The sequence below is a fragment of the Flavobacterium limnophilum genome, assembly GCF_027111315.2.
GTDB lineage: Bacteria > Bacteroidota > Bacteroidia > Flavobacteriales > Flavobacteriaceae > Flavobacterium > Flavobacterium limnophilum.
In genome coordinates this window covers 2966337-2988624 of the sequence record NZ_CP114289.2, presented here as the reverse complement: position 1 = coordinate 2988624, position 22288 = coordinate 2966337, and the positions used below count along the sequence as shown (strand labels likewise).

At 36.2% G+C, this 22288-nt stretch carries 24 protein-coding genes; 13 read left to right on the top strand and 11 right to left on the bottom strand.

All coding sequences use genetic code 11. The features are described 5' to 3' along the window. Nucleotides 1–67 precede the first annotated feature (67 nt). A complete protein-coding gene (locus OZP13_RS12655) occupies nt 68–469 on the top strand; it encodes a Sec-independent protein translocase subunit TatA/TatB (RefSeq protein WP_269240481.1) in 402 nt (133 codons plus the stop codon). Next, nucleotides 469–1041 carry a phosphatase PAP2 family protein gene (locus tag OZP13_RS12650; protein WP_269240479.1) on the top strand — a complete coding sequence of 191 codons (573 nt, stop codon included), beginning with the start codon at nt 469–471 and terminating at the stop codon, nt 1039–1041. Before OZP13_RS12655 ends, OZP13_RS12650 begins: the two co-directional genes overlap by 1 nt. Nucleotides 1042–1071: 30 nt before the next feature. On the opposite strand, the gene OZP13_RS12645 is transcribed toward OZP13_RS12650, so the two are convergent. Genes OZP13_RS12645 through OZP13_RS12635 form a run of 3 tightly spaced genes read right to left on the bottom strand, consistent with a single transcriptional unit; the run spans nt 1072 to nt 2259 of the window. Next, nucleotides 1072–1713, bottom strand: a complete 642-nt coding sequence (locus OZP13_RS12645) for an O-methyltransferase (protein ID WP_269240478.1) — start codon at nt 1711–1713, stop codon at nt 1072–1074. Further along, a complete protein-coding gene (locus OZP13_RS12640; RefSeq protein ID WP_281297361.1) occupies nt 1713–1982 on the bottom strand; it encodes a type II toxin-antitoxin system RelE family toxin in 270 nt (89 codons plus the stop codon). Before OZP13_RS12640 ends, OZP13_RS12645 begins: the two co-directional genes overlap by 1 nt. Next, nucleotides 1975–2259, bottom strand: a complete 285-nt coding sequence (locus OZP13_RS12635; protein WP_269240477.1) for a hypothetical protein — start codon at nt 2257–2259, stop codon at nt 1975–1977. Before OZP13_RS12635 ends, OZP13_RS12640 begins: the two co-directional genes overlap by 8 nt. Nucleotides 2260–2351: 92 nt before the next feature. Between OZP13_RS12635 and rlmN the strand changes: the two genes are divergently transcribed. The 7 genes from rlmN (at nt 2352) to dnaG (ending at nt 9906) form a co-directional block, all read left to right on the top strand. Further along, complete coding sequence (rlmN, locus tag OZP13_RS12630; protein ID WP_269240476.1) at nt 2352–3392, top strand: dual-specificity RNA methyltransferase RlmN; 1041 nt, start codon at nt 2352–2354, stop codon at nt 3390–3392. Nucleotides 3393–3621: 229 nt separating this feature from the next. Continuing rightward, on the top strand, nt 3622–4599 hold the full coding sequence (locus OZP13_RS12625; protein ID WP_281297360.1) for a polyprenyl synthetase family protein: 978 nt from the start codon (nt 3622–3624) through the stop codon (nt 4597–4599). 139 nt (nt 4600–4738) lie between these two features. Beyond that, a complete protein-coding gene (locus tag OZP13_RS12620) occupies nt 4739–5299 on the top strand; it encodes an RNA polymerase sigma factor (RefSeq protein ID WP_281297359.1) in 561 nt (186 codons plus the stop codon). Continuing rightward, the gene (locus OZP13_RS12615) at nt 5286–5960 is read left to right on the top strand and encodes a protein-tyrosine phosphatase family protein (protein ID WP_269240475.1); all 675 of its coding nucleotides are present in this window, start codon (nt 5286–5288) and stop codon (nt 5958–5960) included. Before OZP13_RS12620 ends, OZP13_RS12615 begins: the two co-directional genes overlap by 14 nt. 41 nt (nt 5961–6001) lie before the next feature. Further along, nucleotides 6002–7039: a hypothetical protein gene (locus OZP13_RS12610; protein ID WP_269240474.1), complete on the top strand. Its 1038-nt coding sequence runs from the start codon at nt 6002–6004 to the stop codon at nt 7037–7039. A 90-nt stretch (nt 7040–7129) separates the two neighbouring features. After that, nucleotides 7130–7720, top strand: a complete 591-nt coding sequence (locus tag OZP13_RS12605; protein WP_269240473.1) for a hypothetical protein — start codon at nt 7130–7132, stop codon at nt 7718–7720. Between the two features lie 206 nt (nt 7721–7926). Then, the gene (dnaG, locus tag OZP13_RS12600) at nt 7927–9906 is read left to right on the top strand and encodes a DNA primase (protein ID WP_281297358.1); all 1980 of its coding nucleotides are present in this window, start codon (nt 7927–7929) and stop codon (nt 9904–9906) included. On the opposite strand, the gene OZP13_RS12595 is transcribed toward dnaG, so the two are convergent. Together OZP13_RS12595 and nadE are read right to left on the bottom strand one after the other, a co-directional pair. Then, entirely contained in the window at nt 9903–10532 is a 630-nt protein-coding gene (locus tag OZP13_RS12595; RefSeq protein WP_269240472.1) for a response regulator transcription factor, read from the bottom strand. The genes dnaG and OZP13_RS12595 overlap by 4 nt on opposite strands. A gap of 90 nt (nt 10533–10622) precedes the next feature. Beyond that, nucleotides 10623–11429: an NAD(+) synthase gene (gene nadE, locus OZP13_RS12590; protein ID WP_281297357.1), complete on the bottom strand. Its 807-nt coding sequence runs from the start codon at nt 11427–11429 to the stop codon at nt 10623–10625. A gap of 145 nt (nt 11430–11574) precedes the next feature. On the opposite strand from nadE, the gene gldB reads away from it, so the two are divergent. After that, nucleotides 11575–12534: a gliding motility lipoprotein GldB gene (gene gldB, locus OZP13_RS12585; RefSeq protein WP_281297356.1), complete on the top strand. Its 960-nt coding sequence runs from the start codon at nt 11575–11577 to the stop codon at nt 12532–12534. Continuing rightward, entirely contained in the window at nt 12534–12869 is a 336-nt protein-coding gene (gene gldC / locus OZP13_RS12580; RefSeq protein WP_269240471.1) for a gliding motility protein GldC, read from the top strand. The genes gldB and gldC overlap by 1 nt, the downstream gene beginning before the upstream one ends. Nucleotides 12870–12946: 77 nt before the next feature. Here the strand turns inward: gldC and yihA are convergent, their stop codons facing one another. The 6 genes from yihA to OZP13_RS12550 form a co-directional block, all read right to left on the bottom strand. After that, nucleotides 12947–13567 carry a ribosome biogenesis GTP-binding protein YihA/YsxC gene (gene yihA, locus OZP13_RS12575; protein ID WP_281297355.1) on the bottom strand — a complete coding sequence of 207 codons (621 nt, stop codon included), beginning with the start codon at nt 13565–13567 and terminating at the stop codon, nt 12947–12949. 30 nt (nt 13568–13597) lie between these two features. Beyond that, complete coding sequence (locus OZP13_RS12570; protein WP_281297354.1) at nt 13598–14371, bottom strand: alpha/beta fold hydrolase; 774 nt, start codon at nt 14369–14371, stop codon at nt 13598–13600. 621 nt (nt 14372–14992) lie between these two features. Further along, complete coding sequence (locus OZP13_RS12565) at nt 14993–15715, bottom strand: hypothetical protein (RefSeq protein WP_281297353.1); 723 nt, start codon at nt 15713–15715, stop codon at nt 14993–14995. Between the two features lie 1407 nt (nt 15716–17122). Further along, nucleotides 17123–18025: an alpha/beta hydrolase gene (locus tag OZP13_RS12560; RefSeq protein WP_281297352.1), complete on the bottom strand. Its 903-nt coding sequence runs from the start codon at nt 18023–18025 to the stop codon at nt 17123–17125. A gap of 131 nt (nt 18026–18156) precedes the next feature. Further along, a complete protein-coding gene (locus OZP13_RS12555; protein WP_281297351.1) occupies nt 18157–19611 on the bottom strand; it encodes a family 43 glycosylhydrolase in 1455 nt (484 codons plus the stop codon). A gap of 52 nt (nt 19612–19663) precedes the next feature. Then, nucleotides 19664–20398 carry a hypothetical protein gene (locus OZP13_RS12550; protein ID WP_281297350.1) on the bottom strand — a complete coding sequence of 245 codons (735 nt, stop codon included), beginning with the start codon at nt 20396–20398 and terminating at the stop codon, nt 19664–19666. A 518-nt stretch (nt 20399–20916) separates the two neighbouring features. Here OZP13_RS12550 and OZP13_RS12545 point away from each other — a divergent pair. After that, nucleotides 20917–21390, top strand: a complete 474-nt coding sequence (locus OZP13_RS12545) for a division/cell wall cluster transcriptional repressor MraZ (protein ID WP_269240463.1) — start codon at nt 20917–20919, stop codon at nt 21388–21390. Then, the gene (rsmH, locus tag OZP13_RS12540; protein ID WP_281297349.1) at nt 21365–22273 is read left to right on the top strand and encodes a 16S rRNA (cytosine(1402)-N(4))-methyltransferase RsmH; all 909 of its coding nucleotides are present in this window, start codon (nt 21365–21367) and stop codon (nt 22271–22273) included. Before OZP13_RS12545 ends, rsmH begins: the two co-directional genes overlap by 26 nt. Nucleotides 22274–22288: the final 15 nt, after the last annotated feature.

Below are 22288 nucleotides of genomic sequence, written 5' to 3'. Positions count from 1 at the left end.
ATTAATTATTAATTAGAATATTTTGTAACTGTACATCTTTGTAACTTTGCAATCTAAAAAATAGATTATGTTTGGAATAGGAGGAGGCGAATTAATTTTCATTTTGTTTATCATCTTGATGCTTTTTGGGTCTGACAAAGTGCCGGAAATTGCCCGTACCATGGGGAAAGCAATGGCGCAATTGAAAAATGCCACCAACGATATAAAAAGCGAAATTCAAAAAGGTGCCGAAGACAATGGTTTCGACAAAAAAATGTTGAATGATTTAACCGGAAATATTACTTCAGAAATCAATAGTGCCAAAGCTAATTTGCTGGGTGACACAAATCCATTGAAAGGAATGTCGGATTCTTTCTCGTCTGAAATCAGCAAAGTTCAAAGTAGCGTGTTAGAAGATGCAACTCCTCAAGTTGATAAGCTTCAAGAAGAAATTGAGGATGCCATTGGACCTATAAAACGCACCAAATAATGCTGGAAAAAATATTGTCGCTTGATGTCAAATTATTTGTTTTCTTGAATAGCTTGGGATCAGATACTTATGACGGTCTTTGGTTGATTATTACCAAACAAATCTATTGGACGCCACTTTTTTTGTTCTTGTTGTATCTCGTTTTTAGGAAATTGGGAGCGAAGCAAGCCCTTTTTTTGATGTTATTCGTGGCAATTTTATTAGTTTGTACTGACCAAATCGCCAATTTGTTCAAAAACGGAGTCCAAAGATTGCGACCATGCAATAATCCGGAAATAAATTCTTTCATACGAATTGTACAATCCAGAAATTCTTTTAGTTTTTTCTCGGGTCACGCCACAAGTTCAATGGCGGTTACCACATTTTTATATCTTATTTTTAAAAGGGATTTCAAATACTTTTGGTTACTGTTTCTGTGGCCGTTAATCTTCGCTTACAGCAGGATATATCTAGGATTGCATTATCCATTGGATATAATTTCTGGGTATTTGTGTGGTGCAATATTGGCTTTTTTGATGTTCAAATTGTATCAAATAGCACTGAAGAGAAGTTTTTCTACTGGAATTTATTAAAAGCAAGGAAGCTATATGCTTCTAATTATTTTACAAAACCCGACTTACCGTCAATCCATCCCGAATAGGCAATAAAACCGTTTCCACTCTCGGATCGTTTTTCAGCAATTGATTGTATTCCAATAATATTTTAGTGCTAATGTCTTTAGGATTCAAGGGTTCCAGAACTTTTCCGCTCCACAACACATTATCCGAAAGAATAATGCCGCCCTTGTTCATTTTTGGAACAATCAATTCAAAATAGTTAATGTAGTTTTCCTTGTCGGCATCAATAAAAACCAAGTCAAATTTCGTGTCTAATGTCGGAATAATGTCCAAAGCCTCGCCAAGATGTTGCACAATTTGGTTTCCCCAAGGCGATTTGTCAAAATGTTTGCGCTGAAAATCGACCAATTCTTCCTTGATGTCAATCGTGTGAAGCGTGCCGTTTTCCTGCATTCCTTCGCACAAACACAAAGCCGAATAACCGGTATAAGTTCCGATTTCGAGAATATTTAAGGGACGAATCAATTTGGACAACATACTCAAAACGCGTCCTTGAAAATGCCCGCTCAGCATTCGAGGCAGCAAAACTTTTTGATAGGTTTCCTTGTTCAAAGCCGCCAACAATTCAGGTTCTTTTTCGGAATGTTGCTCGATATAATTTTCTAGTTCTTGGGAAATGAAGTGCATTAAGATAAACTTTTTATTGGGTCGTGAAGTGAATTGAAAATTTTGACTATCCTGATTTCATCGTTTTTAAATTGATATAAGATTTTGTAGTTGCCTTCGATTATTCTTCTGCAATCTTTTCTGTATTCATCAATTTGAAATTGTTCTCCAAAGATTATTTGTTTGGGAGCTGTTGCAATGTTTTTTAATTTAGATTTTGAAACATTATTTTTAATTTTTTTCAAATCTTTTATTGATTCTGATGACCAAATTATTTTAAATTTATTCATCATACCAACTATCTATTTCTTTTTCTAAATCTTCTTGGGAGATAAATCTTCCATTATTAAAATCATCGATTCCTTTGTCAATTTCTTTGTTGTATTGTTTTAATGTCAAAGGTTTTCCATTTATATCATAGGCAACAGTAGGCTCTGAAACAACATTTTCGGTATTTGTATCTTCACTCAAATAATTATCAAAAACCGAAGAAACGATACGCAACAAACGTTCGTCCGCATTTTCGATTTGCATCTGGATTTTCTGTTTTAATTCTGGAAGTCCCATACCTTTTCATTTTTCAAAAACAAAGTTACAAAATATAATTTTGGGGCTTAGAAAAATTCAATATAATTCAAAATTGTAATTAACTTTGCACTATGATGGAGAAAAAAGACATTCGAGCCTTATCTAAAGAACAATTACGCGATTTTTTTGTTGCCAATGGCGATAAAGCTTTTCGCGGAAACCAAGTTTATGAATGGTTGTGGAGCAAAGGTGCACACAGTTTTGAAGATATGACCAATGTGGCGAAAGCAACTCGAACGATGCTCGAAAACAACTTTGTCATCAATCACATAAAGGTCGATACGATGCAACGAAGTGAAGACGGAACGGTCAAAAATGCGGTTCGTTTGCACGATGGCTTGGTGGTCGAAAGTGTTTTGATTCCAACCAATACCAGAACAACGGCTTGTGTTTCGAGTCAAGTGGGTTGCAGCTTGGATTGCAATTTTTGCGCCACGGCACGACTGAAAAGAATGCGAAATCTGGAACCTGCCGAGATTTACGACCAAGTTATAGCCATCGACAAGGAAAGCCGTTTGTATTACAATCATCCTTTGTCGAATATTGTGTTTATGGGAATGGGCGAACCACTCATGAATTACAACAATGTGATGAAAGCCATCGAAATGATTACTTCAAACGAAGGTTTGGGAATGTCGCCAAAACGCATCACGGTTTCGACTTCCGGTGTTCCAAAAATGATCAAGAAAATGGCCGATGATGAGGTAAAATTCAAATTGGCAGTTTCGTTGCATTCCGCAATAGATGAAATTCGTTCCAAGATTATGCCTTTCAGCGAAAATTTTCCTTTGGCTGATTTGAGAGAAGCTTTGGAATATTGGTATCGAAAAACCAAAAGCAAGATTTCTTATGAATATGTGGTTTGGAAAGGAATCAACGACAACAAGGCTTCGGTAGACGCCTTGGTCAAATTCTGCAAATATGTTCCTTGCAAAGTCAATTTGATAGAGTACAATCCCATTGATGACGGCGAATTCCAACAAGCTTCGGAAGAATCTATCAACGCCTACATAAAAGCACTCGAAGCCACCGGAATTGTGGTAAAAGTGAGAAGAAGTCGCGGAAAAGACATCGATGCGGCTTGCGGTCAATTGGCCAATAAAGAAGCATAAAAACTTCACTTCCCGAAAAAAGCAAGGCATTCGCATTTAAAATTTTCAGACACGAATTAGCCCACACTAGCGAACTGACGAAGTAAATTTTATTGATTATAAAATTGAATTTTCACGAATTTACCATTTTTATGAATTGGTGAAATTTGTGTTAATTTTTTTTTAAAAGCGAATGCCGTGCGAAAAGAGTTGTTTTTTTCTATTCTAAAAATAGTATATTTGGACTCTAATGAATATCACTTCTCAAATAAAGCAGCCCATTTTCAACGAGATGGAACTTTTCGAAAAAAAGTTCTATGAATCGATGACTTCCAAAGTGGCTTTGCTGAACAGGATTACTTACTATATAGTGAATCGAAAAGGAAAACAAATGCGTCCAATGTTTGTTTTCTTGACTGCCAAAATGGTTTCTGGAGGAATGGTAAACGAAAGAACCTACCGTGGAGCATCGGTAATCGAACTGATTCATACCGCAACATTGGTACATGATGATGTGGTGGATGACAGCAATCGTCGAAGAGGTTTTTTCTCCATCAATGCCCTTTGGAAAAACAAAATTGCCGTCCTTGTTGGCGATTATTTATTGTCAAAGGGGTTGTTGCTATCCATAGATAACGGCGATTTTGATTTGTTGAGAATTATTTCCGTCGCCGTGCGTGAAATGAGTGAAGGCGAATTATTGCAAATCGAAAAAGCCAGAAGACTCGACATTACCGAAGATATTTACTATGAAATCATCCGAAAAAAAACTGCTACCTTAATTGCCGCTTGTTGCGCTTTGGGGGCAAAATCGGTGGTTGAAGATGAAGTTCAGGTGGAGAATATGCGCAAATTTGGGGAACTCATCGGGATGGCTTTCCAAATCAAGGACGATTTGTTTGATTATACCGACGATGCCATTGGAAAACCCACTGGAATCGACATCAAGGAACAAAAAATGACTTTGCCGCTTATTCACGTTTTGAATAATTGTACTTCCAAAGAAAAATCTTGGCTCATCAATTCCATAAAAAACCACAATAAAGACAAGAAACGAGTAAAAGAAGTGATTAACTTCGTGAAAGACCATAACGGCTTGTTGTATGCCGAACAAAAAATGGCCCAATTCCAGCAAGAAGCGCTTCTGCTTCTGGATAATTATCCCCAATCAGAGTTTAAAGACGCCTTGATTTTGATGGTTAATTACGTTATCGAAAGAAAAAAATAATTTTTTCACTTATAAATATATCTTCTAAAGCCTTGATTTTATTGAGGTTTTTGTTTTTTTTGTTTAAAAATGTAATTGCCGATGCAACCTTTTTGCAAGCAGATTCGTCTTACTTATAGAAACACTTTATAAAAAGAATTTGAAAGTACTTTACTTAAATCAAGAAGAAAATGAAATCATACGTTTGGCCATCGAGAACAATCGATCTGCCCAACAAAAGATTTACGTCCAATTTTCTTCGAAAATGTTAAGTGTTTGCCGACAATATATGAAGGACGTTCATCAAGCCGAAGACATCATGATAACGGCATTCATGAAAGTGTTCTCCAATTTGAAAAATTTTGAAAAAAAAGGAAGTTTTGAAGGTTGGATAAGACGGATTATGGTCAATGAGTGTATTTCACAGATCAGGGTTCAAAAGAAACTGAGTTTTATTGAGGACGAGAATTATTCTGAAGATAGTTTCAACAATATTGAAAGTCAAATTTCGGTAGAAGATATCCAGTCTTTGATTGACGGTTTGCCGGACGGCTACAAAATCATTTTCAATTTGTATGCAATTGAAGGTTATAAACACCAGGAAATTGCGAGTATGTTGGGAATCAAAGAAGGTACCTCAAAGTCGCAATTGTCCCACGCCAGAAAAATATTGAAAGAGCAAATAGTAAAGCTAAAAAATTACAGCAATGGAACGGAATAATATAGAAACACAATTCAGGGAGCAGTTGAATTCTCGTGAAATCAAACCATCGGATATGGCTTGGGATAAACTTGACGCTATGTTGACAGCCGAAGAGAAAAAGTCAAAGAACAAATTTTCTTGGATTTATATTGCTGCAAGTTTTGTTGGGTTTTTACTCGTTGTGACTTTATATTTTACTCAAAAAGAAAACAAAATTGACATCAAAAAAAATGCAGTTGTAATCGAAAATTCAATCCCAAAAGAAAATTCAAAAACTGAAATTAAATCAATAAAATCAGAGCCGAATTTTTCTAAAACCATTTTAAAGTCAGAAACAAAACCTTTGGTACAAACTCAAAAAAGCACTAAAAGCAAGGTCGAAAATTCAACCCTAAAAAATCAGGAAACTATTGTAACTCAAATTCAATATAATAATCAAAACTTAGCAATTGCGGAACATAAAAATATAAGTCCAGAAAACATTGACAGCTTAATGGCTTCGGTAGAAAAAAATCAAAAATCAGGTGTTAAAAATCCATCCGTAAAAATCCATTCAAAAGATTTATTAAATCAAGTTGACGGCGAATTGCAACTTTCTTTTAGAGAAAAAGCATTAAACACAATAACCCGAAAATACAAAGAAGCCAGAGAAGCTTTGGCCAACAGAAATAATCAATAATCATCATCAATCAAAAATCGAACAATTAAAATCTTAACATTATGACAAAAATTATCTTTTATCTAACGGTATTTATCCTGCTTTTTATGAGTAAAATATATGCGCAAAAAAGCTTTGAATCTCAGGTAAAATCAATCTCATCCGAGATTGAAAACATTACAAAAGAAGAAAAATCAGCACTAAAAATTGAAGTTGAAGCCGTAAATGTAGAATTAGAAAACGGCATTATAACAAAAGAAGATGCTGAAGCAAAAAAACAAAAATTAGCCGAAACCAGAGCTAAAAATATTGAAAATAGAGTGGCTATCGAACAACAAAAACTAGAAAATCTTGTTCAACAAAAAGTAGATGGAAAAATAAAAGTAACTGATTCAACTCACACTTCATATGCTTTCTACTTTCCAGCAATGAAAATAAAAAACAAAAATGATAAAACTGAAAAAAGAACCACTTCGCAGTTTGTTTTAGCGTTCGGAGTCAATAATCTAGTGACAAATAAAGCTGTTGCCAACTCGGATTTTTATTATTGGCAATCTCATTTCTTCGAATGGGGGTTTACTGAAAATACCAGAATTTTAAAAAATCATAATTTATTGCATTTGAAATATGGGTTTTCAGTGATGTACAATAACATTTGCCCAACTGATAATCGCTATTTTGTACCGGCTCCAAATAGCCAAACCAATCTTGAAGTTTTCCCTTATGAATTGGAAGATTCCCGTTTTAAAAATGTCTATTTGGTTGCTCCTTTGCATCTAGAATTTGATTTTTCAGGAAAAAAATCAAACCATGGAAATTCCAGTTTTTCTTCTCACAAAGGAGTTCGTTTCGGAATTGGAGGTTATGGAGGTTTCCGCATCAAATCAAAACAAAAAATGTATTACAACATCGACGATGATAAAATTAGAATAAAAACCAAAGGCGATTTTAATGCAAATGATTTTATTTATGGCGTGAGTACTTACCTTGGTTACAAGGAAACGAGCTTGTATTTGAAATACGATTTAAATCCATTATTCGAAAATAATGCAATAGATCAAAACAATATTTCTCTTGGAGTTCGTTGGGATTTTAATTGATTTAAAAAATAATGACAATAAGAATGATGACATACAAATTTAAACATTAGCGTTAATTTGACTAACGACAGAATCACTATTAAAAAAAATATGAAAAAGACATTATTGATTTTTACATTTTTAGCTGTATTGCATAGCGTACAAGCCCAAACAGTTGTTGTAAATCCTGACGGTACTCATTCAACCGTAATCGACAACGGGACGACAAAAACAATTGTAAATCCTGACGGTACTTATTCAACCGTAATCGACAACGGAACGACAAAGATAATTGTAAATCCTGACGGTACTCATTCGACCGTAATCGACAACGGAACGACAAAGACAATTGTAAATCCTGACGGTACTCATTCGACCGTAATCGACAACGGAACGACAAAGACAATTGTAAATCCTGACGGTACTCATTCAACCGTAATCGACAACGGGACGACAAAAACAATTGTAAATCCTGACGGCACTCCTTCTACCGTAATTGACAACGGGGCGGCAAAAACAATTATAAGTTCTGACGGTACTCATTCAACCGTAATCGACAACATAACGACAAAAATAATTGTAAATCCCGACGGTACTCATTCGACTGTTATTGATAAAGGAAAAACAAAAATAATTATAAATCCAAATGGCATTCGTTCAACTACTACAACAACTACTAAAAAGAAAAAGAATAAAAGCTAACTAAAAACTCTTTTTACGAGATTGTAAAATATGTGCAAAAATAACATTCATCTTTCGTAAGAAAATTTATTTAACCGAAAGTTTTCGGTTAGGAAGTTTGCAATGTCTCAAAGCCACGAAATGATGAATTGATTTTCGATATTACCATTGCCATTGATAGTCTTACTTTGTATCTTTGAGCCTTTCCAACTTCAACCTTAAACAAATTGATTTCAAAAGCCACCATAGATACTGTTTTCGAAACTGCTCGTGTAGAGGAGGTTATTGGTGATTTTGTTCAGTTAAAACGAGCTGGAAGCAACTTCAAAGGATTGAGTCCATTCTCGGATGAGCGTTCGCCATCGTTCATGGTTTCGCCTGCCAAAGGGATTTGGAAAGATTTCAGTTCTGGAAAAGGCGGTAATGCAGTGGCTTTCTTGATGGAACATTCCCATTTTACCTATCCGGAAGCCATTCGGTTTTTGGCCAAAAAATACAATATCGAAATCGAGGAAACCGAGCAAACCGACGAAGAAAAAGCCAATACCGATGTTCGCGAAAGTATGTATTTGGTTTCTGAATTTGCCAAAGATTATTTCCACAACACGTTGTTGCATTCGGAAGAAGGAAAAGCCATCGGTCTTTCTTATTTCAAGGAAAGAGGTTTCACGGGCGAAACCATAAAAAAATTCTCCCTAGGATATTCTCCCGAAGCTTGGGATGCTTTTACCAAAGAAGCTCTGGGAAAAGGCTATAAATTAGAATTTCTGGAAAGCACGGGTTTGACCATTCCTAAAGACGACAGGCCGTTTGACCGTTTCAAAGGGCGAGTGATGTTTCCTATACAAAGTATGTCGGGAAGAGTTTTGGGATTTGGTGGACGAATTTTGGCCAACGACAAGAAAGCTGCAAAATACCTCAATTCGCCCGAAAGTGACATTTACCACAAGAGCAAGGTTTTGTATGGAATTTTCCAGGCAAAACAAGCCATTGCCAAACAAAATAATTGTTATTTAGTCGAAGGTTACACTGATGTGATTCAGTTCAATCAAGCCGGAATAGAAAACGTGGTTGCTTCCTCAGGAACAGCTTTGACGCCAGACCAAATTCGTTTAATCAACAGGTTGACCAAAAATATAACCGTTCTTTTTGACGGTGATGCTGCGGGATTGCGCGCTTCCATTCGAGGAATCGACTTGATTCTGGAGGAAGGAATGAACGTGAAAGTTTGTGCATTTCCTGACGGAGAAGATCCGGATAGTTTTGCCAAGAAAACGCCTTATGAAGAATTGGTTAATTATTTAGAGAAAAATTCCAAAGATTTTATCCAGTTCAAAGCGTCTTTGTTGATGAATGATGCGAAGAATGATCCTATAAAAAAAGCCGATTTGATTCGGGACATGGTGGTGAGTATTTCCAAAATTCCGGATAGAATTCAACGCGAAATCTACATTCAGGAATGTTCCCGAATCATGGATATTTCGGAGCAAGTTTTGGTGAGTACTTTGGCGCAATTGGTTCAAAAAGATGTTGCCGACATTGGAAAAAAACAGAAACAAGAGCAAAAAGCTTTTGAAGTTGTAAAGAATGATGCGCCAGCCCAAGTTCAGAAAATAGATATTCTCTATGGATTGGAAAGAAAAATTATAGAAGTCCTTTTGTTGTACGGTAACAAAACAGAAGAATTTGAAGACGTGCTTTTGAAGGCGAATGAAGAAGGAGAGATCGAAAATGTAATCGAAAAGAAGCAATACAAAGTGTTTCAACGCATCTATTTGAGTTTGCAGGAAGATGAAGTAGAGTTGGCAAATCCCTTGTTTCGGGATATATTCAACGGTTTGGTTAATTATTATTTACAAAACGAAAATTTTAATATTGAGCAATATTTAATGCATTTGCATCCTGATTTGGCCCAAGAAGTAACCGATATTTTGATGGAAGATGAAAGGGTTGTCTTGCACAATTGGGAAGGGCAAAATATTTTTCCAAAGACAAAAACGGACACGATTAGTCAATATGTGTCTGAAACCATCTTGACAATGCGTTGGTATTTGGTCGATAGAATTATCGAAGAAATAAAAGGCTCTATATCTTCTGAGCCTGGGTCAGATAATATAGAGCCTTTGTCTATGGCAATGGATTATTCTAAACTAATCAACTCTTTTTCCAAAAAATTGGGAAGAGTGATGTCGCGTTATAGTAATTAAACTATTTCCAATGTTTTTGCCTTGTTTACCAAATCTACTAGATTGGTAACATTCAATTTTTGCAACAGCCTTAATTTATAAGTACTGATTGTTTTTTCGTTGAGTCCCAGTATTTTAGAGATTTCGTTGTTTTTCTTACCATCACTTAAATAGCGTAAAACTTCCACTTCACGATTGGACAGTTTTCTGTACAAACGTTCGCTTTTGTTTTGTTTTGCAATTAAGGCAAGGTTTTTCTTAACAGTTTCATTTATGATTATCTTTCCTTGATGTACTTTGATAATGGATTGGCCTAAAGTTTCTAGTTTCTCTTTTTTAGAAATGAAACCAGCAACACCTGCTTTGATGGCATTAGGCGCATAAATCTGCTCTGAAAGGTCGCTAAAGATGATGATTTTTGTCTTTGGAAAATTTTTCAAAATATTTTTAACTTCAAAAATACTTGAGAGTCCTTCTAACTCTAGATCCAAGATTAAAACATCAATCTCTTTGGTAAGAAGAATATCTCTTACCATCATAAAATTCCCTACGTTGGCAACAATTGAAATGTCATCGTGATCTTTAAAATAAGATTTTACTCCAAAATGTACAACAGGGTGGTTATCGGCTAAACAAACTTTTATCATAATTTTTTTAATTTTAGAATTGTTTATCTCTTTCGAAATGTAAAGTTAGTAAATAATATCTGTAAATTACAGAAAGTCAATAGAAAAATACTACTTAAATTCTTCAGGGATTAAACAAACGGGTATTTCATTCATTTTATGTTGATTAATCGCGTTTAATCGCTTATATATTTGTATCACTTTTTTTTCTCTTTCGGTGTAATTTTCTGACTTTTTTTCTTTTTCATCCTCAAGCATAGCCCATTCCAGTTCATCATAACTGGCGCCAAGTTGGTCTTCGTCCGTTCTTTCGTCGCCGAATAAACCATCGGTTGGAGAAGCAACTAAAATGGATGTTGGGATTTTTAAAAATTCTCCAAGAGAATATACTTCTGACTTCATTAAATCAGCTATTGGACTCAAATCAACACCACCATCGCCATATTTTGTATAAAAGCCTACGCCAAAATCCTCTACTTTGTTTCCGGTTCCTGCAACTAACAAGCTATGGACTCCAGCAAAATAATATAAAGTGGTCATGCGCAAACGAGCACGACTATTCGCCAAAGATAGGTTTACTTTGTCGATTTCAAAATTGTTTGGCACAATTTTTTTAAAATCTTCAAAAACGGATGTCAAATCAGCTTCAATATTTTTAACGTTAGGGAATCTTTTTTTCAGTTGTTCGATGTGTTCTCGTCCTCGGCTTACGTGGCTTGGTGCTTGATGTATGGGCATTTCAACACATAAAGTGGTCAAGCCGGTTTGTGCACAAAGAGTAGATGTAACTGCTGAATCGACTCCGCCAGAAATCCCCACAACAAAACCTTGTACTTTTGCGTTTTCTGCATAAGTTTTTAACCAATTTACAATATGAGTATTCACTTTTTCAACTTGGAGCGTACTTTTTTTAGTCATGATACTTTGGGTTTTTGAAAAGTAGGAATTGTATATTTGCAAAAATAATAATTTTATAGACAGTATCTATTTCATTTCAAATTAAGTTCGCTTATTCCGACAAGAAATGCGAGAATAATGAAATTGGGCCTCAAAAAAAATATAAATGAAAAAAACAATAATTTTTATAATTACCTTAATGTTGGTTATTGCTTCTTGTGATAATAAATCAAAAGTTGAGAAAGAGGTTGAATCAATTCCTGTAAAAATTAAAGTGGAGCGTTTTGATAAACTTTTTTTCGAAACAGCTCCAAAAGATTTGGGGAAATTAAAGAAAGAATTTCCTTTTTTCTTTCCGGCTGGAAATGACGACAACGTTTGGTTGGAGAAAATGCAAAATCCGCTTTGGAGAGAATTGTATACTGAAGTTCAAAAAAAATACTCCAATTTCGAACCGGTTCAAAAAGAATTGGAAACACTTTTTAAACACATAAAATATAATTTCCCCAAAACCAAAACGCCCAAAGTAATTACCGTAATCTCTGAAATGGATTATAATAGCAAGGTGATTTATGCCGACAGCTTGTTGATTGTTTCTCTTGAATTGTATTTAGGAAAAGAACATAAATTCTACCAATTTCCAAGTTATTTAAAGCAAAATTTCGAAGAAAAACAGATGATGCCGGATGTGGTTTCGGCTTTTTCTGTCAATAAAATAGCTCCTTTAACCGATAATGATTTGTTGAGCCAAATGATTTATTCTGGAAAGCAATTGTACTTGAAAGACCTGCTTTTACCTGAGTATAGCGATGCAGACAAAATGGGATATACGCCAGAACAAATTAAATGGTGTGAAGAAAACGAAAGTTATATGTGGCGTTATTTTCTGGAAAAGGAAATGTTGTACAGTCATGATTCTAAATTGGGTAACCGATTTGTGAATCCGGCGCCTTTTTCCAAGTTTTATCTTGAAATTGACAATGAATCGCCAGGAAGAGTGGGGGGCTGGATAGGTTGGCAAATTGTTCGTTCCTATGCAAAAAACAACGATGTTCCTATTGAGCAACTATTAAAAATGAATGCTAAAGAAATATTTGAAAAATCTAAATATAAACCAAAGAAATAATGGCAATTACAAATACATCAGAAATTAAGTTAAGCATCGAATTGGACGAAAATCGAGTTCCAGAGAAATTAATGTGGACGGCATCCGAAGGAGGAATACACGCAGAAGAATCTAAAGCGTTTATGCTGTCGGTTTGGGACAGCAACGAAAAATCAACAAAATGTATTGAATTATGGACTAAAGATATGCCGGTTGACGAAATGAAAATTTTCTTTCATCAAACCTTGATGTCTATGACCGAAACGTTTCAACGTGCCACTGGCGACGAAAAAATGTCGGCTACCATGAAAGATTTTTGCGATTATTTTGCCGAAAAGCTGGAGTTGAAGGCGTAATGCAGATTTGATTATAAAAAAAAATATCCCAAAATTCAAATCGAGTTTTGGGATATTTTATGTTTATGAAGTTCTGTTTAGAACTCGTTATTGTTTTTGAAAACTTCCTGGTTTACTTCGTCAATATAATCCAAAAGGGTTTCTTTTCCCGTAGATTCGGTGGCTGATGTCACGAAATACTGAGGCATTTCGGCCCAATTGTTGGCAAACATCTGCTTTTTGTAAGCGGCAATATGCGAGTCTATTTTGGTTTTGCTAATCTTGTCGGCTTTGGTGAAAATGATGCAGAAAGGAATTTCGCTTTCGCCCATATACGACATAAATTCAATGTCGATGGATTGTGCTTCGTGGCGAATGTCGATCAATACAAAGGCACAAACGAGTTGTTCTCTTGTTTCGAAATAATCCGTAATGAATTGCTGAAAAACAGATTTGGTTTTCTTGGAAACTTTGGCATAGCCATAACCTGGTAAATCGACAAGAAACCAATTGTTGTTAATCAGAAAGTGGTTGATTAATTGTGTTTTTCCTGGTCTTCCCGAGGTTTTTGCCAAATTTTTATGATTGGTCAGCATATTGATCAATGATGACTTTCCAACATTGGAACGGCCTATAAAAGCGTATTCCGGCAAAAAGTCTTTTGGGCATTTTTCAACTTCGGAGTTGCTGACAATAAATTCGGCGGTATTAATTTTCATGATGATAGTTTTAAATTCTTTACAAAAAAACTAGTGCGCCTTTAAATGCGTATGTGTCAACCAATCTTCCAATAAACGATTGAATTCATCAGGATGTTCCATCATGGCGGCGTGACCACATTTGTCAATCCAGTATAAAGTGGCATTTGGCAGCAATTCGTTGAACTCTTCGGCTACATTTGGAGGGGTGACGCTGTCGTTTTTTCCCCAAATAAGACAGGTTTGAACGTGCATTTTTGGCAAATCTTTGGCCATGTTGTGTCGAATGGCGCTTTTGGCAATCGTCAATGTTTTGATTAATTTAATTCTATCGTTTACAGAAGCATAAACTTCGTCCACTAATTCTTTGGTAGCCATTGCGGGATCATAAAAAACGCCTTCGGCTTTTTTCTTGATGTATTCGTAGTCGCCTCTTTTAGGATAACTATCGCCCATTGCGCTTTCGTAAAGTCCTGAACTTCCTGTCAAAACCAGTCCGGCAACTTTTTCTGGATACATCTTGGTGTGGTACAAAGCTATGTGTCCGCCCAGTGAATTTCCTAACAAAATTACTCTGTCAAAGCCTTTGAAGGTGATAAAATCCTTTACATATCTTGCAAAAGCTTTCACGTTGGTTTTCAAAATGTTTTGGGTATATATAGGCAAATCAGGTATTACTATTTTGTATCCTTTTTCAGAAAAATAACTGGCTACGGCATCAAAGTTGCTTAAGCCTCCCATTAAACCGTGCAAGACAACAATTGGAGTTCCTTCTCCTGCTTCATAATAGCTGTATCTACCTTCTTTTTTAAAGTATTTTTCCATACGTTTTATCGCAAATTTTCAATTGCCGCAAAGATAGGTTTTATAAAATTAAAAAGAATTTTTGCAATCAAATTTTATGAATTTTAATCTTTTTTGTTTTAATGCAAAAAGCTATGCCGTTTTATAAGTATAGCTTTTTTTTGCTTGTATTGGCTCAGGGCATTCGCTTTTAAAAGTTTTTGCCACGAATTACACGAATTACAATTAGTTTTTAATTGCACAAATTCTTAAAATTGATAAAATTCGTGCAATTTATGGCTAACTTTATTTTTCTTTTTTAAAAGCGAATGTCCTGGTATTGCCTTCTGAACTGTGTGGGTAAAGAATGCAATTCGCTATGCGCAAGAGGAAACTTAATCTCCTTCCTGCGCCATCTGGATTGTTCGTTTTAGAAATGTTGTTTGAAGAATGTACTTTCACATCGTTACAATATAAATTTACACTGTATTAATGTAAAATTACATCGGAAGAATATTATTTTGCATCGCAACAATATAAGTTTGCAACGCTCTAATATTATTTTGCATCGTTCGAATATAAAGCCTTATTGCAAAAAAATAAAGTTACATCGGTAGAATATAACTTTGCATCGAAAGAATAGTAAAACTTCTTGTTTGAATATTATTTTCGGCTGGTGAATTGGATATTGGAGACGTTTGTGTATTCGGGAGAGGTGGCTCCGTATAGGCTTTTGACGTATTTTTTGACGTTTTGGGCGATGGTGTAGAGTCCGGTTTGGTCTGCGTAGAGGATTTGGTCTCTTTCGATGAGTATGGCGTTGAGCTGGGCTTCGGTTTGGTCAACGGCTTGGGTGGTACTTATTAATGATGCTTGATAGGTGGTGAGATTTGTTAGTTTTAAATCGTCTTCGTTGGGAGTGTAAGTGGGAATGGTTGCCAATAACTGCAACAAAATTCCGAAATTGTCGGCTTGTTGGGTGTAGGATTGTCTGGAGGTGGAAGCTGTTTTGGGTGTTTCTTCGCCCTCTTCTGGTGTTGGTGCGGTTTTCTTTTGTCCGCCTTGAATGGCACGATTTAAAGATTTGGCTTGGTCTAAAGTTCCTTGTGGCAATCCTAATATGTCTAATAGATTGATGATTTTGGTACAGGTTGATTTTAGGTTTTCGAAAGTGGTTTGGCGAAGGGTGATGGCGTTTTTGTTTGCGTTTCGTTTGTCTTGGACTTCGGTTAATTTGGCATTTGCGGTAGTGTAAAGTGTCTGTAAATTGGGGATTGCAAGATTGTTTACTGGTGGATTGTAGAGGGTGTAAACGGTTATTTGTTCGGTGAGTTTTTGTAGGTTTGCTACGTTTTTGGCGTGTCCTACTTCGGATGTTGAAGGCATGGTTTTATGTTTTTAAGAGGTTATTAATGAAACAAATATAAAATTATTTTGGAGTTTGTAAAAGTGTTTTTATGCTATTTCGTGTTTTTCTGTGTGGCCTTTGTTTTGTGCCGAAATTTTGCCGCCACCAGCATAATTACAAGTGCTGTCTTTTGTGAGGATTTTGTAATTGTTGATGGTGTTTTTTTCTGTGGTTTTGTACCGTTTTATAATTGCGGTGCTGCATTTACTTTTTGTTATAGTGCTATCAATATGAAATCCCTATGGATGTTTACATCGAACTCATCCCATCACTTTACGAACTGCCGAGTAGGTGACCCAGCTCCCGCATTCTATGATGTTATAGGGTTGCCTACTAGAAATGAAGATTTGTTGGTTTGCAGGAGGTGCAATTAGGCATCTTTAAAGGTATAGCTGTTAAGACTACCTTTGTAAAAATGTTCGGTACAATCTATAATGGAATTTTGAAACACAATGGCACCCGACGTCCTAGATATGCAATAAACCCTTTTGTGGATAGCGCAGAATTGCATTCTGTGCCCACTCCAATAAGCCACTAAACAAATCTAACCACAATTATTAGAACAAACTATTTTTCAAACAAAAAGCTATACCGTTTTATAAGTATAGCTTTTTTGACTTGTATTACCTGCTCAACTTTGTGGGCACAGAATGCAATTCTGCCTATCCAAACCGACAGCATTTATTGCATTTCCGAGCGATCGGGATTTTTTAATAACCCGACGTCCTAGATATGCAATAAACCCTTTTGTGGATAGCGCAGAATTGCATTCTGTGCCCACTCCAATAAGCCACTAAACAAATCTAACCACAATTATTAGAACAAACTATTTTTCAAACAAATAGCTATACCGTTTTATAAGTATAGCTTTTTTGACTTGTATTACCTGCTCAACTTTGTGGGCACAGAATGCAATTCTGCGCTATCCAAACCGACAGCATTTATTGCATTTCCGAGCGATCGGGCGCTATCCAAACCGACAGCATTTATTGCATTTCCGAGCGATCGGGAAAATAAAGTTAGCCACGAATTACACTAATTGCCACTAATTTTTACCCCGCTCTCCAAAGTCTTCCCTAAAAAGTAATCGTCAATAAACCTGGGGACGTGCTGTGCGAGTGTCTCCCGACTTCGCATCCATTCCTATATGCCAATCCAATTTGAATTAAAACAAATCTAACAAAATTATAGTGAAGCATATTTTTTTGAAACGCAAAAAGCCACATCTTTTTATGGATGTAGCTTTTTGACTTGTTTTGTTTGCTCAACTTTGTGGGTACGAAGTCGGGAGACATTCGCACAGCATCCCAGTTTCGAACACTATTTTCGTTTTAGAGAAGACTTCGTTGAGCGGTTAAAGAGAAATATAATGGGAAATGTCAATGTTATTTTTTTTGGGCTTCTTTCAAGAAGAAATCGGTCATTTTTTTTAGAGTGTTTTCGTTGAATGTAACTGGGCCATGCTGACCTTCTGGTACAGAAATAAACTCTGTTAATAGTCCTTTGCTTTTTAGTGCTTTGGAGAAGAGTTCGCTTTGGCAATAAGGCACAACATTATCAGCTTCGCCATGAATTACGATAAATTGAGGATCTGTTTTGTCAATGAAAGTGATAGGATTAAGAAGAGCTATCATATCAAGGTTGTCGGCTGGATTGCCTTTGATAAGAGCAGCTTCGGGCGAGTTTCCTACTTTTGGTTTTTTGCATTCATCCATCAGAGCCATATCGATAGGTCCAAACCAATCAGCTACGGCATTTACAGAGCTGCTAACTGAGGTGTGGTTTCCTATGTTGCCTTCAATATCAACTGTCTTTTTGCCTACTGTAAAATCTTTAACAGAGTTGGATGTTCCTGCCAATGATGCAAGATGTCCACCTGAAGAAAAACCTGTAATGCCAATAAATGAAGCGTCAATTTTGTATTTATCTGCATTGGCTCTTATAAACCGTATGGCAGCCTTAACGTCATTGATTTGAGCGGGATAAGCAGCATCCGAGCTTGCTCTGTGGTTGATGGCAATAACTGCAAAACCGCTTTCGAGCAACTTTTTTCCTAGAGGTTCTAATACTGATTGTTTCATATTATTGCCAAACCATGCGCTACCGTATATGACAACTATTGCCTTATATGTTGGTTTTTGAGCAGTGGGTAAATAGATGTCAAGGTTATGGTATTCTTTTTCATCATTGGCATAATTCAGATTGAGCCATTGCCTGTCAGAATTTTGTCCAAAACAGGTCGCAATACTAAAAGCAGTAATTATTGTTGCTAAAAAGGTTCTTTTCATACTTTGTGATTTAATAGGTTTTAAATGAAATAGTAAAATGATTGTTCGCATTGTCATTAGCTTTTGTCATTTTTTATGTTTGCAGTTTTATTGTTATTGTTTTTTTAATTTTTTTGAAAATAAAAGGGGACTTACAATTTATCCTTGAAATTCCATTTGGAATTGTCACTATTCATGTCAAACTTTGCAAGTGTCGGTGTGCTGTCTCCGGAAGAAACGAGCGCTAGCTTCTCCTTTGAATTTGGAACTACCTTGGGCATTATTCTATAGGTTCCATCAGTCAATAGATCGATTCTCCATAATTGTTCTGGTGTGCCAGTAAATGCGGGAACCGTTATTACTTCGGCTTCAGCTGTTGCTGCCAATGCTCTATTTGTTCCTGCTATGACTATTTTGTAATAGAGGCCTCCAAGATAGCCTGTTTCATCAGGAACTGCCGTAATTGTCCATTTTTGATGTGGTCGGAACATGTAATCGCCTATTCTTACATCAATGTTTCCAGTTGGCCAAGTAGTAATCACATCCGATAATACTTGGGATGGAATGGATTTTATTGGTTCATCATTGTTGATGTTCATTCCGCGCATACCGCCTGGCATTCTTGTAAAATCGACTATCAATTCTAAAGCAGAACCTCGTCTTTCGGACTCAATTTCATAGGTGCCCTCTTTAAAGTTATCTCCTGCAACTGGCCATCCATTTTTCCATAATATGGGTCTTATGCCCAATACGCTACGTCCACTTTGATCTAAATCTGCTTCGTAATGTAAGGACATTTTTTCAACTCCATTTTCAAGAACCGTTCGTCCAAAGTGTCCGGCTCCGTTAACTCTTCCGCCACCAGATGAAACTACCATCTTTCCACCACCTTTTAGCATGTCTCTTCCTATATTGTCAAGGTAAGGGCCAGTTACTTTTTTGGAACGACCAACAACGATGTTATAGGTTGAATTTGCACCGTCACAGCAGGTTCCGTGTGTTCCAAGAAGATAGTACCATCCGTCATGGTACTCCAAATCACTGGCTTCGCAATCTATGGCTATATCTATGGCTTTATTTCCTTTTACGCGATCACCTGTTTTAGGATCAAGTTCTACAAGACGAATGAATCCAAAATAAGTTCCGTAAGATAACCATAGACGTCCATCAGTAGGATCTAATAAAAACCCTGGGTCGATGGCATCATTGTCTTCCATATTGCTGGATGAAGCAACCACGATAGGTTCTGTATATTTAAAATCAGGGGAGTTTGGGTCAAGTGTTTTATTCCATATAGTGTTTATTTTGCCGTCATGTCCGCCTCCCAGACCGCCACCTGTTGATCCATAGGCGATAAGGTAACGATTGCCGATTTTTATTGCATCAGGAGCCGCTCCTCCACCAGGTCTCACTCCGCCACTATTCCATGTCCAGCCGTCTTCGGATATTAATCCGCCGCCACGTGTGCCAAATGTATAATACTTTCCATCACATTCCATAATAGTTGATGGGTCATGTATAAAGGGTTTGCCAATTTGTGCCAGCAAATTTCCCGTTAACGCTATTGATAAAAGGGCTGTGCCCATTATTTTAATTCTTGATTTCATAATAAATACAATTTCTAAACAATTGAGATTTTAAATAGAAGATAAATTAATGTTATTCATAACTAATCGTGATGCCTTTTATGGGTTTTCCATTTTCATCAAGAAAACGAACACAGAAATCACTCATTCCAGGCCCGTTGATTACGGCTCCTCGAACGATGTTTTTTCCTTTGTTAAGTGTTAAACGGGTAGAAACAACATCGTCCATTACCATGCGTCTGTCGCCAGAAAGTAATACGGTTTCTTTTCCATTGAGCCACCACATGGATGCTGAATTTGACCCTACAGCCATTCTAACGTTTTTCATTTCTTCAGGACAGTTCACTACAGTTACTGCCCAAAACAGGACTCCATATATTTGTTTATCTAATCCGTATGCGAAACGAAATAATTTCACATTGAAATTGGTGCTCTCCAATGCATGCCATTTTAGTTCTTGGTCCGCCACTTTTACAACATCTCCATGTTTAGGAATAACTGTAAACTGATTTGGAAAATACTCGGTTGCAAAGGCAGTTCTTAAGTAGCTATCTACAAAAACAGTATTGCCACGGTTTGGTTTGTTAATGGGCTCTAAGAGCAACCAACGTTGAATGAAGCCATCAGAATCTGGTGTTTTTTTCTTTGTTGAGGCTGGGGTAAAGTAGGGTGTAATGCTTCGTTTAGAGTTGATTTTGGTTGCATGGTCACTTTGCCCCACTGGAGTGTTGGATTGTCCATATAGTCCAGATTCTCCATAAATTACAAAGCCAATGGTTAGCAATAATATTTTGCGTTTAATGTTCATGATGGATATTTACGGTGTTTAAGATTTTTTTTTAAAATATGCTTTTTACAAACCTACAAAAAGAATTTTCTTTTTGTACTACATTTCTAATAAATATTATGGTTAAATGATTGTGAATAAAGCGGTTGGTGTGTGAAAATCGAGGGGGTAAAATAATTCAAAATAATTATTGCCATAAACGTTTTTTGTTTTTAGCGGAGCAGTTTTTTGTTCGCCACGGTTGATGTTACGTATGTTAAAAATAGATATATATCTGTATCGATTTCGCTTCAGAATTTTGGTTTTTAATTCCTTTCAAATTTTTTCCATAAACGACAATTTTCTCTTTTTGTCAGAGAATCTTTTCTCTAATTCAATAGTTCTAAACAAGTAGTCAAAAATAAAGCTAATGTTCTGATTGTCCTAAAACTAGGGTGTTTTCTTGTCAAGTGGTAAAACTTATTAACAAAGTGGGATATAGTGGTAAATTGTGGTAGAAATTTTTATATTTTTGCTCAATGTAATTTAATAAAATTCACTTGAACACAATTGTCGGAACATATGAATGTAAAGTCGATGCCAAAGGAAGGGTTTTGTTGCCTTCACCTTTGAAAAAGCAATTGGCTACTTCACTTCAAAACGGGTTTGTTTTGAAGCGTTCCGTTTTTCAGCCTTGCCTGGAATTGTATCCGATGGAGGAATGGGATTTGATGATGCAGAAAATCAACAAGCTCAATCGATTCGTGAAGAAAAACAATGATTTTATTCGCCGATTTACTGCGGGTGTAAAAGTGGTTGAAATCGATGCTTTGGGAAGATTATTGGTTCCTAAAGATTTGGTGGTTTTTGCCAGTATTGCCAAAGATGTGGTGTTTTCATCGGCAGTGAATATTGTGGAGATTTGGGATAAAGATTTATACGAAAAATCAATTGACGGTGCGGATATCGATTTTGCCGATTTAGCCGAAGATGTAATGGGTAACCTAAATGAAGACGACAATGGAATATCATAATCCAGTTTTGCTTAAGGCATCGGTAGATGGTTTGAATGTCAAACCTGACGGCATTTATGTTGACGTGACCTTTGGCGGTGGCGGACATTCAAAAGAAATTTTAAGCCGATTGGGGCCTAACGGAAAATTGTTTGCTTTCGACCAAGACGAAGACGCTTTGGCGAATGCTTTGCCGGACGAAAGATTTACGCTAATCAATGAGAACTTCCGATTTATAAAAAGGTTTTTGCGTTTTTATGGCGTGAAAAGTGTTGACGGAATTTTGGCTGATTTAGGAGTTTCTTCTCATCAATTTGATGTGCCGGAAAGGGGTTTTTCTACTCGTTTTGATGCTGGATTGGATATGAGAATGAGCCAGAAAAATGACTTGAACGCTTATAGAGTGGTCAATGAATACGATGATGTCAATTTAAAAAGAGTGTTTTTGGATTATGGCGAATTGAAAAATGCACCGGCTTTGGCAAGAACAATTATAGAAGCCAGGGAGCATCAACCCATCAAAACCACGGATGAATTGAAGGAAGTTTTGGCGAAGTATTTGCCGGAAAGAGTTCGAAATAAGATATTGGCCCAAATTTATCAAGCCATTCGAATTGAAGTCAATCAAGAAATGGATGTGCTGAAAGAATTTCTGGAGCAATCATTGGAAGTTTTAAGTCCTGGCGGAAGATTGAGCGTGATTTCGTATCATTCATTGGAAGATAGATTGGTAAAAAGATTCATCAAAAACGGAATGTTCGAAGGAGAACCGGAACGTGATTTTTTCGGAAACTTTTCGGTTCCATTTAAAACTATCGGGAAACTAATTGTTCCGGATAATGACGAAATAAAAATCAACAATAGAGCAAGAAGTGCCAAATTAAGAATTGCCGAAAAAATATAAATAGTCTTAAAATAG